Source organism: Sphingopyxis selenitireducens, from assembly GCF_051550705.1.
GTDB lineage: Bacteria > Pseudomonadota > Alphaproteobacteria > Sphingomonadales > Sphingomonadaceae > Sphingopyxis.
Map to the genome: position 1 here is coordinate 136,375 of NZ_JBPULG010000002.1, position 13,527 is coordinate 149,901.

Genomic DNA, 13,527 nt, shown 5'->3' on the forward strand with positions numbered 1-13,527 from the left:
CCCCGGCTTTCGCCGGGGAACAGCTTGCGAGAGGCTTAGTCGGCGTCGAGGCCGTAGGCGGTGTGCAGGACGCGCACCGCGAGTTCGGTTTCATCCTCGTCGATCAGCACGCTGACCTTGATCTCGCTGGTCGAGATCGCCTGGATGTTGATGCCGCGGTCGGCCAGCGCGCGGAACATCGTGCTCGCAACGCCCGCATGGCTTTTCATGCCGACGCCGACAACACTGACTTTCGCGACCTTGTCGTCGCTGATGATGCGGTTGAAGCCGATCTTGTCCTTCGCGGCTTCGAGCATGTCGATCGAGCGGATCAGATCGGCGGCGGGGACGGTGAATGTCACGTCGGTCTCGCCCTTGTCGCGGCCGACATTCTGGATGATCATGTCGACATTGATCCCGGCTGCGGCGAGCGGGGCGAAGATGTTGGCGACGCCGCCCGGCCGGTCGGGCACGCGGGTGACGATGATCTTCGCTTCATTCTTGTCGTGGGCGATGCCGGTGATCAGCTGCCGTTCCATCTGATGTTCCTCTATTTCCTCGTCGCTGACGATCATCGTGCCTGTCTTGGGAGCTTCGTCGCCCTCGACGAAGCTGGACAGGACCTGCACACGCACGCCTTCCTTCATCGCGAGGCCGACCGAGCGGGTCTGCAGAACCTTGGCGCCGACGCTCGCGAGCTCGAGCATTTCTTCATAGGTCACGAAGTCGAGCTTGCGTGCCCGCGCGACGATGCGCGGGTCGGTGGTGTAAACGCCGTCGACGTCGGTGTAGATGTCGCAGCGATCGGCCTTAAGCGCGGCGGCAACCGCAACCGCACTGGTGTCCGACCCGCCGCGGCCGAGCGTAGCGACGCGGCCGTCCTCCATCAGGCCCTGAAAGCCCGGGATGACGGCGACTTCGCCCTTGGCCATCGAGGCGGCGAGCGCGCCGGTGTCGATGTTCGAAATGCGCGCGCGCGCATGCGCTTCTTCGGTGCGGATCGGCAATTGCCAGCCGAGCCAGCTGCGCGCCGGGGTCCCCATCGCCTGCAGGGTCAGCGCGAGCAGGCCCGATGTGATCTGTTCGCCCGCCGCGACGACGACGTCATATTCGGCGGGGTCGTAGCGCGGATTGGCTTCGCGGCAGAAATTGACGAGGCGGTCGGTCTCGCCCGCCATCGCCGAAACGACGACGGCGACCTCGTTGCCATTGGCGACTTCGCGCGACACGAGTTTCGCAACGGTGCGAATCCGCTCGGTGCCCGCCATCGACGTACCCCCGAATTTCATCACGATCCGCGCCATGTCACCCTGCTTTCTTGAACTGGTTTCCGCCGCAACTTTTCCAAGCATTTCTGCGGCGCGCCGCTGTTACGGAAGGGGAGCGGGAATGGCAAGGGCGGCAACACATGCACGGTAAATTTCTTGCGCCGGACGGGGGGGAGTGCCACAGATTGTTCCATGAACGCCGCGACAATCAATCCGCAGGAAGCCGCTCATTTCGGCGCCCTGGCCGCCGACTGGTGGGATCCCCATGGCAGCTCGGCGATGCTGCACAAGCTTAATCCGGTGCGGCTGGCTTATATCCGCGAGCAGGTCGATGTGCATTGGCATGTCGATGCGCGCGAGCGTTATCCGCTTGCCGGACGGCGAGCGATCGACGTCGGCTGCGGTGCCGGGCTGCTCGCCGAACCGCTCGCGCGGATGGGAGCGTTGGTGACCGGGGTCGATGCGGCGCCCGAAAATATCGCCGCGGCGCGGGAGCATGCGGCGGGGCAGGGGCTGGCGATCACCTATCATGCCGGCGAGCTGGCGGCGCTGCCGGCGGCGAGTTTTGACCTCGTCACCTCGATGGAGGTGGTCGAGCATGTCACCGATCCTGCGGCCTTTATCGGCGAACTTGCCGCGCGGCTGGCACCCGGCGGGCTGATGATCCTGTCGACCCCGAACCGGACGATGTGGTCGAAGCTGTTGCTCGTCGAGGCCGCCGAGCGCGTCGGCGCGGTGCCGCGCGGGACCCATGACTGGGACCAGTTTCTGAAGCCTGAGGAACTGACCGGGATGATCGAGGATGCTGGTCTGGAAGTGATCGACCGTAGCGGGCTTTCGCCTTCGGCGGCCAAGGGTTTCAAGATTGGCGGCAGCGAGGCGCTCAATTATCTGCTCGCGGCGCGGTGGCCGGGGTAATTCGCGACCCGCGCGTTGACGCCTATATCGCAAAGGCGAAGCCTTTCGCGCAGCCGATCCTGACCCATTTGCGCGAACTGGTGCATGTTTATGCACCTGGCGCCGAAGAGACGCTGAAATGGGGCGTCCCGCATTTTACGCTGAACGGTCAGAATCTGGCGGGGATGGCGGCGTTCAAGGAACATGCGACCTTCGGTTTCTGGCGCGACGAGGAGGTGACGGGTTCGCCGCGCGATACCGGTGCGATGGGGAGCATGGGACGGCTTACCTCGATCGCCGATTTGCCGGATGACGCGGCGATGGCGGCGATGATCGCCAAGGCGGTGCTGCTGGCGGCCGAAGGTAAGCCGAAGCGAGCGGCGCCGAAGCCCAAGGCGGCGCTCGATATGCCCGCCGATCTGGCTGCGGCGCTGAAGGCGAATCCCGCCGCGCAGGCGCATTGGGACGCTTTCTCGCCCGGCAAGCGCCGCGACTATATCGAATGGGTGATCGAGGCGAAGCGCGAGGAGACCCGCGTGAAGCGGATCGAAACGATCGTGGCGCAGGTTGCCGAGGGCAAGGATCGCAACTGGAAATATAAGGGCTGCTGAGGAATGGTCGTCGCCCCCGCGAAGGCGGGGGCCGCAGTCGGCTTGCCACGATGGCACGGTTTCAGGCTGCCAGCGGCCCCCGCCTTCGCGGGGGCGACGGGATGTGGTCAGAAGTCCACATCCTCATAATATTTCGGCGGGCTGACAATTTCCATCCGCTCGGCGAGCAGGGGGCGGAAGCTCGGGCGCGATTTCAAGCCCGAATACCAGCCCTTGGTCTGTTCGTGTCCCGTCCAGTCGATCCCGCCCAGATAGTCGGCGACCGAGATATGGGCGGCGGCGGTGAGATCGGCGAGGCTCATCGTCGCGCCGGCGAGCCAGGTGCGATGGTCGATCAGATAGTCGACATAGTCGAGATGGTTGTTCGCGGCCTTCATCGCCTCGCGCAGCGCGCCGGCGTCGGGGGGCTGGCGGTGGACGATGCGTTTTTGCATGCGTTCGAAGAGCAGCGGGCCGGTGACTTCATAATAGAAATCATGGTCGAACCACGCGGTCAGGCGGCGGATCTCGGCGCGGTTGGCCGCGGTGCCGTTGATCATCGCTTTGCCTTCGACGGTTTCCTCGAAATATTCGGCGATCGCATTGCTGTCCATCAGCACCTGCCCACGCGCCTGATCGACCATCACCGGGGTGCGCCCGGCGGGGTTCAGATCGATGAATTCGTCGCGCCGTTCCCACGGCGATTCGCGCACCAGATCATAACCGACCCCCTTTTCGCCCAGCAAAAGGCGAACCTTGCGCGAAAAGGGACAGAGGGGGAATTGATAGAGTTGCCACATGATTCCGGCATAGCGTCAGCGGGGCCGGGGTGGCAACGCCTATGGCGCAGAGTGGTGCTTAGCGACGCTGCGCGTCGAGCTGTTTTTCCCACTGCGCAGCAAGATCACGCGCCATATCCTTGAGGACCGGGGCATAAGACGCGAGCGTGCTGGCGGCCTGACCCGCCATGCGGGTGCCGGCGCGGACATCGTCGCCGACGCGTTCGGCATAATAGGGATCATCATGGCCGGCGATTTCGCCGAGCGTGGCATCAGGCGGGATGTAAGAGGCATCGGATTCGGGATCGACGCGCGCGACCGCTTCGGCGAGCGGGCCGACGTTGAGTTGCATCAGCGCGCGGACCATGGCGGCGACGGTGTCGGCCATGCGATCCTGCTCGACCGGGTCGTTCAGCCGTTCAACCGTGCTTTGCGCCCGCGTGTCGGCAGCATGCGCGGGCAGCGGCGCGGTGAGCGCGAGCAGGGGGAGGGCGGTCAGGGTCCAACGGGGCATCGGCTTCATCCTTTCAAAGGACGCGAGTCCATGAATGGCGCGTTCTTTAGAGAAACTACGCTTTCGCTGTGCTGAACGGGGAAGGGGGAGCGGTGAGACGGGGCTAGGGCGGGGTGAGCGCATATCCTCCCTGTGCCCCACGCATGGGGAGGGGGACCGTCCGCGAAGCGGATGGTGGAGGGGCCGGCGCCCAAGCCCCTCCGTCAGCGCTTCGCGCTGCCACCTCCCCATCGCTTCGCGACAGGGAGGATTGTTGAGCCTACTCTGCCGCGACCACCTCGGCGGGCGCATCGCTGAGCGGATGCGCGAGGCGGCTGAGCATTTCCTTCGGGCAGACCTGCCAGAAACGGCCCTGCCAGCGATCCCAGTCGGCGAGGATTTCGCTCGACCATTTGCTGCCGGTTGCCTGCGCATGATCTTCGACCAATTCCTTCAGCACCGCTTCCCAATGCGCGCTGTCGAGGCGCTGCCAGACGATCGATTCGTCGTTGGCGCGGCGTTCGAAACTGTCGTCGGTGTCGAGGATGAAGGCCATGCCGCCGGTCATCCCGGCGCCGAAGTTCGACCCGACCGGGCCGAGGATGACGGCGGTCCCGCCGGTCATATATTCGCAGCCATTGGCGCCGCAGCCCTCGACGACGACCTTTGCGCCCGAGTTGCGAACCGCGAAGCGTTCGCCGGCCTGACCCGCAGCGAGCAGGGTGCCCGCGGTCGCGCCATAGAGGACGGTGTTGCCGATGATGCTGTTATGCTGGCTGACCAGCGGGCTCGACACGGTCGGGCGCACGACGATGCGGCCGCCCGACAGGCCTTTGCCGACATAGTCGTTGGCGTCGCCGAAGACTTCCAATGTGATGCCGCTGCACAGGAAGGCGCCGAGCGACTGGCCCGCGGTGCCGCGCAGGCGGACCTGCACATGATTGTCGGCGAGCCCGGTCATCCCGAAGCGCGCGGTGACTTCGGCCGACAGGCGGGTGCCCACGGCGCGGTGGGTGTTCCGGACATTGTACGTCAGCTGCATCCGCTCGCCGCGATCGAACAAAGGCTTGGCGTCGTTCAAAATCTGTGCGTCGAGGCTGTCGGGCACCGGGTTGCGGAAGCTCGGTCCTTGCGAACGGCGCTGATCGTCGGGCGCATCGACCTTTGCGAGGATCGGGTTCAGATCGAGGTCGTCGAGATGTTCGGCGCCGCGGCTGACCTGACGCAGCAATTCGGTGCGGCCGATCACCTCGTCGAGGCTGCGGCAGCCGAGCTTCGCGAGGATTTCGCGCACTTCCTCGGCGATGAAGGTCATCAGGTTGATGACCTTCTCCGGGCTGCCGGTGAACTTCTGGCGCAGTTTCTCGTCCTGCGTGCAGACGCCGACGGGGCAGGTGTTGCTGTGGCACTGGCGTACCATGATGCAGCCCATTGCGACGAGGCTCAAAGTCCCGATGCCAAATTCCTCGGCACCGAGGATTGCGGCAATCACGATGTCGCGCCCGGTCTTGAGCCCGCCGTCGGTGCGGAGGCGGATGCGGTGGCGGAGGCCGTTGAGGGTGAGGACTTGATTGACTTCGCTGAGGCCCATTTCCCACGGCGTGCCGGCATATTTGACGCTCGTTTGCGGCGAGGCGCCGGTGCCGCCGGTGTTGCCCGCGACGAGGATGACGTCGGCATGGGCCTTTGCGACGCCTGCCGCGACGGTGCCGATCCCCGCGCTCGAGACGAGCTTGACGCAGACGCGGGCCTTGGGGTTGATCTGTTTCAGGTCATAGATGAGCTGGGCCAGATCCTCGATCGAGTAAATGTCGTGGTGCGGCGGCGGACTGATCAGCGTCACGCCCGGCGTCGCATGACGCAACCGCGCGATGAACTCGGTGACCTTGAAGCCCGGAAGCTGGCCGCCTTCGCCGGGCTTGGCGCCCTGTGCGACCTTGATCTCTATCTCGTCGCACGCGCCGAGATATTCGGCGGTGACGCCGAAGCGGCCCGACGCGATCTGCTTGATATTGCTGTTGGCATTGTCGCCATTGGCATAGGGCTGATAGCGTTCGCTCGCTTCGCCGCCTTCGCCCGACACGGCTTTCGCGCCGATGCGGTTCATCGCGATCGCCAGCGTTTCATGCGCCTCGGGCGACAGCGCGCCCAGCGACATGCCGGGGGTGACGAAGCGCTTGCGGATTTCGGTGATCGCCTCGACGCTGTCGAGCGCGACGCCCTGCGAGGGATAGTTAAACTCCATCAGGTCGCGCAGATACACGGGGGGAAGGTCGGCGACCCCGCGCGCGAATTGCAGATAGGTCGAATAGCTGTCGGTCGCGACGGCGGTCTGCAGCAGGTGCATCAGCTGCGCCGAATAGGCGTGCGTCTCACCGCCCGCGCGCTGGCGGTAGAAGCCGCCGATCGGCAGCGTAGCGACGCGTGCGTCATAGGCGGCCTTGTGCTTGTCGGTCGCGTTGATGAAGAGCGACTGATAGCCTTCTCCCGAAATCTTCGCCGGCATGCCGGGGAAGAGGTCGTTGACGAGTGCGCGGCTGAGGCCGACCGCTTCGAAATTATAGCCGCCGCGATAGCTGGAGATCACCGCGATCCCCATTTTGGCGAGGATCTTGAGCAGGCCGTCGTCGATCGCCTTGCGGAAACGGAGGCGGCAATCGTCGAGCGACAGCTCCTTGCCGAACAGGCCCCGCGCATGGCGGTCGGCGATTGCGGCTTCGGCCAGATAGGCGTGGACGGTCGTTGCGCCAACGCCGATCAGCACGGCAAAGGCGTGGGTGTCGAGGACTTCGGCCGAACGGACGTTGATCGAGGCGTAGCTGCGCAGGCCCTTGCGGACCAGATGTGTGTGGACGGCGGCGGCGGCAAGGACCATCGCGACGCCGACGCGGCCTTCGCCGATGCTCTGGTCGGTCAGGAACAATTCGCTGCGCCCGGCGCGCACCGCATCCTCGGCCTCGCGGCGGACGCGGGCGATGGCTTCGCGGAGCGTCGATGCGTCGCCATCGACCTTGAAGGTGCAATCGATGTCGGCGACCGCATCGCCGAAATAGGCGCGCAGCCGATCCCAGTCGTCGCCGACGAGCACGGGGGAATCGATCACCAGCACATGTGCGCTCTGACCCTTGGCATCGAGGATGTTGCCAAGGTTGGCGAAGCGGGTCTTCAGGCTCATCACATGGCGTTCGCGCAGACTGTCGATCGGCGGGTTGGTGACCTGACTGAAATTCTGGCGGAAGAATTGCGCGACGTGACGCGGCTTGTCGGAGATGACGGCGAGCGGGGTGTCGTCGCCCATCGAGCCGATGGCTTCCTTGGCATCCTCGACCATCGGGCTGAGGATCAGTTCCATATCCTCCATGGTCAGCCCTGCGGCGACCTGCCGCTGGAGCAATTCCTTGCGCTCCCACGCCGGCAGGCTGGCTTTGCCGCCTTTGGGCAGGTCGGCCATGGTGCGGAAGCCGGTGACGCGCGCGCCATAATCCTGCGCATCGGCGATCAGATCCTTGATCGCGCGGTCTTCGTAAAGCGTGCCTTCTTCGAGATCGACCGCGATCATCTGACCGGGGCCGAGGCGGCCCTTCTTGCGGATGCTCGCTTCGGGAACGAGCACCATCCCGCTTTCAGACCCGACGATCAGCAAATTGTCGGCGGTCAGCGTGTAGCGCAGCGGACGCAGCGCGTTGCGGTCCATCCCCGCGACCGCCCACCGGCCGTCGGTCATCGCGAGCGCGGCGGGGCCGTCCCAGGGCTCCATCACGCTGGCGAGATAGGTGTACATCGCGCGGTGGCTGTCGGGGGTATCGACATCGTGCGCCCATGCTTCGGGGACGAGGATCAGCTTGGCGGTCGGCGCATCGCGGCCGGCGCGGCACAGGGTTTCGAACACCGCGTCGAGCGCCGCCGTGTCCGATGCGCCCGCAGGGATCACCGGCTTGATGTCTTCCGAATGTTCACCGAAGGCGAGGCTCGCCATCTTGATTTCGTGGCTGCGCATCCAGTTCTTGTTACCGCGGATCGTGTTGATCTCGCCATTATGCGCGAGGCAGCGGAAGGGCTGCGCCAGCCACCATTGCGGGAAGGTGTTGGTCGAATAGCGCTGATGGAAAATCGCGACCCGGCTTTCGAACAATTTGTTCGTGAGGTCGGGGAAAAAGTCGGCGAGGCTTTCCGCAAGGAAGAGGCCCTTGTAGATGATCGAGCGGCACGACAGGCTGCAGATATAAAAGTCCGCGATCTGCGCCGCGATCACCTTCTTCTCGATCCGGCGGCGGACGAGGTAGAGCTGCTTTTCAAACTCGGCGAGCGATTGTTCGTCGGGCAGGGGCCCCGCGATCATGATCTGTTCGATCTCGGGACGCGTGCGCTGCGCCTTGTCGCCGATCACCGACACGTCGACCGGAACCTGACGCCAGCCATAGATGGTGAAGCCCGCGTCGATGATCTCGGACTCGACGATGGTGCGGCATTCCTCCTGCGCGCCCAGATCGGTGCGCGGCAGGAAGACCATGCCGACGGCGAGGCGGTTCGGGCGCACCTTGTGCCCCGAAGCCGCGATCGCATCGTCAAAGAAACGCACGGGCAGATCGACATGAATACCCGCACCGTCACCCGTCTTGCCATCGGCATCGACCGCACCGCGATGCCACACCGCGCGCAGTGCCTCGATCGCCGCCTCGACGACGCGGCGCGAAGCCTTGCCGTCGGTCGCCGCGATGAGCCCGACGCCGCAGGCATCGGATTCCAGGTCGGGGCGATACATGCCTTCGCTGGCGAGGCGTGCGTGCTCGGGGGTGGGGTAATGGTTCATGTCGATGTTCCTGACGGGTGGCTAAAAGCCTATTCGGAAGAAGGGTTTTTGGCGCTCGCGTTGGCGATCGCCGCCTGCTCGGCTTCATAAAAGGCGGCTTCGAGTTCCTCGACGCGGGTGCGGTCGGCGTCGGACCAGTTGCTGCGGTCATAGGCCGGGGACGCGACGGCTGCATCGGCGGCAGCCTCTGCGGCATCCGCCGCAGCGTCGACCGCGGTTGCGGCGTAATCCACATCGGTCGCGGCTTCCGCCACGTCGGTTGCTGCTTCGGTCGCCACAGCGTCCTCGCTCCACAGGTCGCGATGGTCCTTGAGCACCTTCACCTTGACCTTCATCAGCTTGGCGAGCTTCTTGAGTTCGGCTTCGTTGAGGTCGGCAAGGGCGCGATCCTGCGGCAGATCCTTCATATCGGCCTCGATCGTCGGGGCACGGTCGATGAACTTGTTGACCAGCGGCGGCATCGCCTTGACCACCGCCAGCATGACTTCGGGGTCGGCCTGAAGCGCCATCCATTCCTGAGAATAGGCCTTGCCGGTCGGGGTCGCGAGGAAGCTGTTGAGATCGTTCAACTGACCGACCGAGAATTTGCGGGCATAGGCTTTCGCCAGTCCGCCCTGCATCGGGCGTTCGACATCGGCGAGCGCTTCGCTGATCAGCGGCTTGATGATCTTGGTGATCTGATCTTCGCGGTCCTTGCGGTGCGGATCGAACATGTCGGCGATCGCTTCCTTGCTCTTTTCATCGAGCTTGGCGATCTCATCGCTTTCGACCCCGGTCTTGATCGAGATCATCAGGTCGGACGTGCCGTCGAACTCTTTCATGAAGCGCGTGAACATCTTGCCGTAGAGATTGTCGATCATCCGTTCGAGGCTGCCCGGCGCGACGAGCGCGGCGGTCGTCTGCTCGGCAAGCGTCAGGCGCGCGGGTTCGATCGCGGGAAGGTCGCTGGTGTCGAAGATTTTTTCGATCATCGCGACGGCCTCGTCCATCTCGCGCTGCATCTTTGCCTTGGCTTCGGCGGCACGGGCTTCGCTGTCGGCTTCGGATTCGACTGCGTCTTCCGCCGGAGCCTCGAAAATCGCGGGCGCTACGATTTCGGCGATCGGCGCCTCTTTGGCGGATTCCTTCGGATCTGCCATGGCCGTCGAACCCAGCGGGGTGAGGGCGATGGTGCCGGCGAGCAGCAGCGATTTGAAAGTCGACATATGCATGGTCCTTCTCAAGATGGTCATGCGGCCCTCTTTTCGCTTTTCGCTTTGGCTTTCAACCACTTTGCCATTTGTTCGCTGACATCGCGGCCGTCGCGGATGCCCCAGACCACCAGACTGGCGCCGCGCACGATGTCGCCCGCGGCGAAAACGCCGGGCAGGCTGGTCATCATCGTCTGATGATCGACGCGCAAAGTGCCCCAGCGGGTGACGCTGAGATCGGGCGAACCGAACAGGTGCGGCAGTTCTTCGGGATCGAAGCCCAATGCCTTGATCACCATGTCGGCGGGCAAGTCGAACTTGCGACCCGGATCGACTTCGGGGCTGCGGCGGCCGCTGGCATCGGGCGCGCCGAGGCGCATCCCGGCAACCGCGACTTCCTTGACGGCCTTGTTGGCGGTGAAGGCTTCGGGAGCGGAGAGCCAGACGAATTCGACGCCTTCTTCCTCGGCATTGGAAACCTCACGCTGCGATCCCGGCATATTCTCGCGGTCGCGGCGATAGAGGCATTTCACCGATTTGGCGCCCTGTCGCACCGCGGTGCGGACGCAATCCATCGCGGTGTCGCCGCCGCCGATGACGACGACATGCTTGCCCTCGGCGTTGAGGCTGCCGTCGTCGAACGCCGCGACCTCGTCGCCAAAGCTCTTGCGGTTCGAGGCGATCAGATAGTCGAGCGCGGCGATCACGCCTTCGGCCTGATTACCGGCGACGTTGATCTCGCGCGCCTTGTAGACGCCGGTCGCGATCAGGATCGCGTCATGCTTCTGGCGCAACTGGTCGAGCGTGGCGTCGCCGCCGACGTCGAAACCCAGATGGAAATGGATGCCGCCTTCGGCGAGCCGGTCGATGCGGCGCATCACCACATCCTTCTCCAGCTTGAAGCCCGGGATGCCATAGGTGAGGAGGCCGCCGGCACGGTCGTGGCGGTCATAGACATGAACTTCATGCCCCTCGACGCGCAGATATTCGGCGGCGGTGAGGCCGGCGGGGCCGGCGCCGATGATGCCGATCGACTGGCCGGTGTCGCGCCCGGGCTGCAGCGGTTCGACCCAGCCTTCCGCCCATGCGGTGTCGGTGATATATTTTTCGACGCTGCCGATCGTTACCGCGCCATGGCCCGAAAATTCGATGACGCAATTGCCCTCGCAGAGACGGTCTTGCGGGCAGATGCGGCCGCAGATTTCCGGCATCGTCGAGGTCGCGTTGCTTAGTTCATAAGCCTCGCGCAGCCGCCCTTCGGCCGTCAGGCGCAGCCAGTCGGGGATATGATTGTGGAGCGGGCAATGCACCGAGCAATAGGGCACGCCGCACTGCGAGCAGCGCGATGCCTGCGCATCGGCGTCGGGCGCCGCATAGCGCTCGGCGATTTCATTGAAATCACGCGCGCGCTCGGCGGCGGAGCGCTTGTCGGGATAAGATTGTTCGCGCCCGACAAACTGGAGCATGCGATCGGCAGCCATTGCAAATTCCCCTTCGTTGCGGGGCAAATGCACAGCTGCTGCGTCGCTGTCACGGACGAAATACGAGTTAGGTCAGCAATGCTGACCTTAAATTGATGCCCTTGACGGGTTTAAAGTCTCTTACGCAACTATCTTTCACGGTTAGTCTCAATTCGGCCCTATCTCATCCCCAGCCAGATGAGCGCTGCGACGCCGACGATGATTCGGTACCAAGCAAAGGGCGTGAAGCCATAGCGGGTGACGACGGCCAGAAACGCCTTGATCACCGCCCATGCGACGATGAACGACACAAAGGCACCGACCGCGATCAGGCTGAGGTCGTTCGTCGTGATCGCGTCGCGATGCTTGAACAATTGCAGCACCGTTGCGCCGGTCAGCGTCGGCAACGCGAGGAAGAAGCTGAATTCGGCGGCGGTCTTGCGATCGACGCCCAGCGACATAGCGCCGAGGATCGTTGCACCCGACCGGCTGACCCCGGGGATCATCGCGATGCACTGGACAAGGCCGATCAGGATCGACTGGCGCGTGGACAGATTGGCGACCCCGCCGCTTTCCTTTGGCTTGGCGAAGCGTTCGACCAGCAGGATGGCAAAGCCGCCGACGATCAACGCCCATGCGACGATCACGGCATTTTCCAGCATCACTTCGATATAATCGCCCAGCGCAAGGCCGAGGATCACCGCAGGGAAAAAGGCGAGCAACAGGTTGCGGACAAAGGCGACCGCGACCGGATCCCGGCGGAAGAAACCCGTGAACATGTCCCAGAACAGCTTCCGGTACAGCACGACGATCGCAAGGATTGCGCCCGGCTGGATCGCGATGTTGAAGATCGCCCAGCGCGAGGCGTCATAACCGAGAAGTTCGGTCGCGAGGATAAGGTGCCCGGTCGACGAGACGGGCAGGAACTCGGTCAGCCCCTCGACAATGCCGAGGATGATCGCGGTCAGCCAGATGCTCATCAGTGCGCCGCAACCTGCGCGAAGCGGCCGTTGCGGCGATATTGAACGAGCCAGCCGTCAGCAACCGCCGCGAGCGCGGTCGGCGTGACGCCGAGATCGGCGAGCCCCGCAGCATTGTCGGCAACGATATTGTCGCTTTGCAGCATCAGCCACTGATCCTTTGTAATCGGTGCGCCGGGCATCCAGCCGAAGCCGCGTGCGAGCGGGGAGGCGACGGCATCGGGGATGGGGACGAACAGGCGATTGCGTCCTGTCGCCTCTCCGATCCATTCGAGCAGCCCGGCCATGCTGAACTGCTGTGGTCCGCCAAGTTCGAAGGTCTGGCCTGCCGCCGACGCGTCCAGCGCCGCGACCACCGCATCCGCGACATCGCCGACATAGACGGGTTGGAATTTCGTGTTCGGCGCGATGACCGGGACGACCGGCAGCATACGGATCAGCGCCGCGAAGCGGTTGATGAACTGATCCTCGCGGCCGAAGATGATCGAGGGCCGCAGGACCACGGCGCCGGGGCAGGTCAAGCGGACGGCGGCTTCGCCAACGCTCTTGCTCTGGCCATAGTTTGACGGGCTGTTCGCATCGGCGCCGATCGCCGAGATATGGACGAGGGTAGGGATGCCGGCGGCATTGACTGCCGCTGCGACATGGCCCGCGCCATCGGCCTGGACCGCGAACATGTCGTCGAAGCTGCCGGCAAGATTGATGACAGCATCGCTGCCCGCGACGGCGCGCGACACGCTGGCGGCGTCGCGGACGTCGGCGGCGACAAACTGCGTCTGGCCCAGTCCGCCGAGTGGTTTCAGGAACAGGGCCTTGCGCGGCTCGCGCTCGGCAAGGCGCACACGCGCGCCGCGCGACAGGAGCCGCTGCACGACATAGCGGCCGACGAAGCCGCTGCCGCCGAAGATGGTGATCAATTGTCCGTCGAGATTTCGCATCGCGTTCGCCTGTCGTCGATTCTTTCGCGGCGCGAGGGACGCGCCGCCCGCGCTCCCCATGCCGCGAAGCACCGGGCAGGGCAAGGGGGCGCCCGCGTTTCCGACGCGAAACCGTCGCTTAGCAATAAATTTTGCAAGGATGG

10 protein-coding genes are annotated in these 13,527 nt (G+C 64.5%); 2 read left to right on the plus strand and 8 right to left on the minus strand.

What is annotated here, in order from left to right:
- Positions 1-35: 35 nt before the first annotated feature.
- Positions 36-1,283, minus strand: a complete 1,248-nt coding sequence (locus tag ACSYDV_RS06590) for an aspartate kinase (protein WP_438322988.1) — start codon at positions 1,281-1,283, stop codon at positions 36-38.
- A gap of 156 nt (positions 1,284-1,439) precedes the next feature.
- Between ACSYDV_RS06590 and ubiG the strand changes: the two genes are divergently transcribed.
- Positions 1,440-2,165: a bifunctional 2-polyprenyl-6-hydroxyphenol methylase/3-demethylubiquinol 3-O-methyltransferase UbiG gene (ubiG, locus tag ACSYDV_RS06595; RefSeq protein ID WP_438322989.1), complete on the plus strand. Its 726-nt coding sequence runs from the start codon at positions 1,440-1,442 to the stop codon at positions 2,163-2,165.
- On the plus strand, positions 2,153-2,755 hold the full coding sequence (locus tag ACSYDV_RS06600) for a YdeI/OmpD-associated family protein (RefSeq protein ID WP_438322990.1): 603 nt from the start codon (positions 2,153-2,155) through the stop codon (positions 2,753-2,755). The genes ubiG and ACSYDV_RS06600 overlap by 13 nt, the downstream gene beginning before the upstream one ends.
- Before the next feature lie 107 nt (positions 2,756-2,862).
- Here the strand turns inward: ACSYDV_RS06600 and ACSYDV_RS06605 are convergent, their stop codons facing one another.
- From ACSYDV_RS06605 to ACSYDV_RS06635, 7 genes are all read right to left on the minus strand, one after another.
- Complete coding sequence (locus ACSYDV_RS06605; protein ID WP_438322991.1) at positions 2,863-3,534, minus strand: glutathione S-transferase family protein; 672 nt, start codon at positions 3,532-3,534, stop codon at positions 2,863-2,865.
- Positions 3,535-3,592: 58 nt separating this feature from the next.
- Positions 3,593-4,027 (minus strand): hypothetical protein, encoded by a 435-nt coding sequence (locus ACSYDV_RS06610; RefSeq protein WP_438322992.1) that lies wholly within the window; start codon positions 4,025-4,027, stop codon positions 3,593-3,595.
- Between the two features lie 259 nt (positions 4,028-4,286).
- A complete protein-coding gene (gene gltB / locus ACSYDV_RS06615; RefSeq protein ID WP_438322993.1) occupies positions 4,287-8,816 on the minus strand; it encodes a glutamate synthase large subunit in 4,530 nt (1,509 codons plus the stop codon).
- Between the two features lie 29 nt (positions 8,817-8,845).
- Positions 8,846-10,021, minus strand: coding sequence for a DUF2059 domain-containing protein (locus ACSYDV_RS06620; protein ID WP_438322994.1), 1,176 nt, complete (start codon positions 10,019-10,021; stop codon positions 8,846-8,848).
- A gap of 23 nt (positions 10,022-10,044) precedes the next feature.
- Entirely contained in the window at positions 10,045-11,487 is a 1,443-nt protein-coding gene (locus ACSYDV_RS06625) for an NAD(P)-dependent oxidoreductase (protein WP_438322995.1), read from the minus strand.
- Positions 11,488-11,645: 158 nt separating this feature from the next.
- Complete coding sequence (locus ACSYDV_RS06630; protein ID WP_438322996.1) at positions 11,646-12,446, minus strand: undecaprenyl-diphosphate phosphatase; 801 nt, start codon at positions 12,444-12,446, stop codon at positions 11,646-11,648.
- Entirely contained in the window at positions 12,446-13,384 is a 939-nt protein-coding gene (locus ACSYDV_RS06635) for a complex I NDUFA9 subunit family protein (protein ID WP_438322997.1), read from the minus strand. The genes ACSYDV_RS06630 and ACSYDV_RS06635 overlap by 1 nt, the downstream gene beginning before the upstream one ends.
- Positions 13,385-13,527 lie beyond the last annotated feature (143 nt).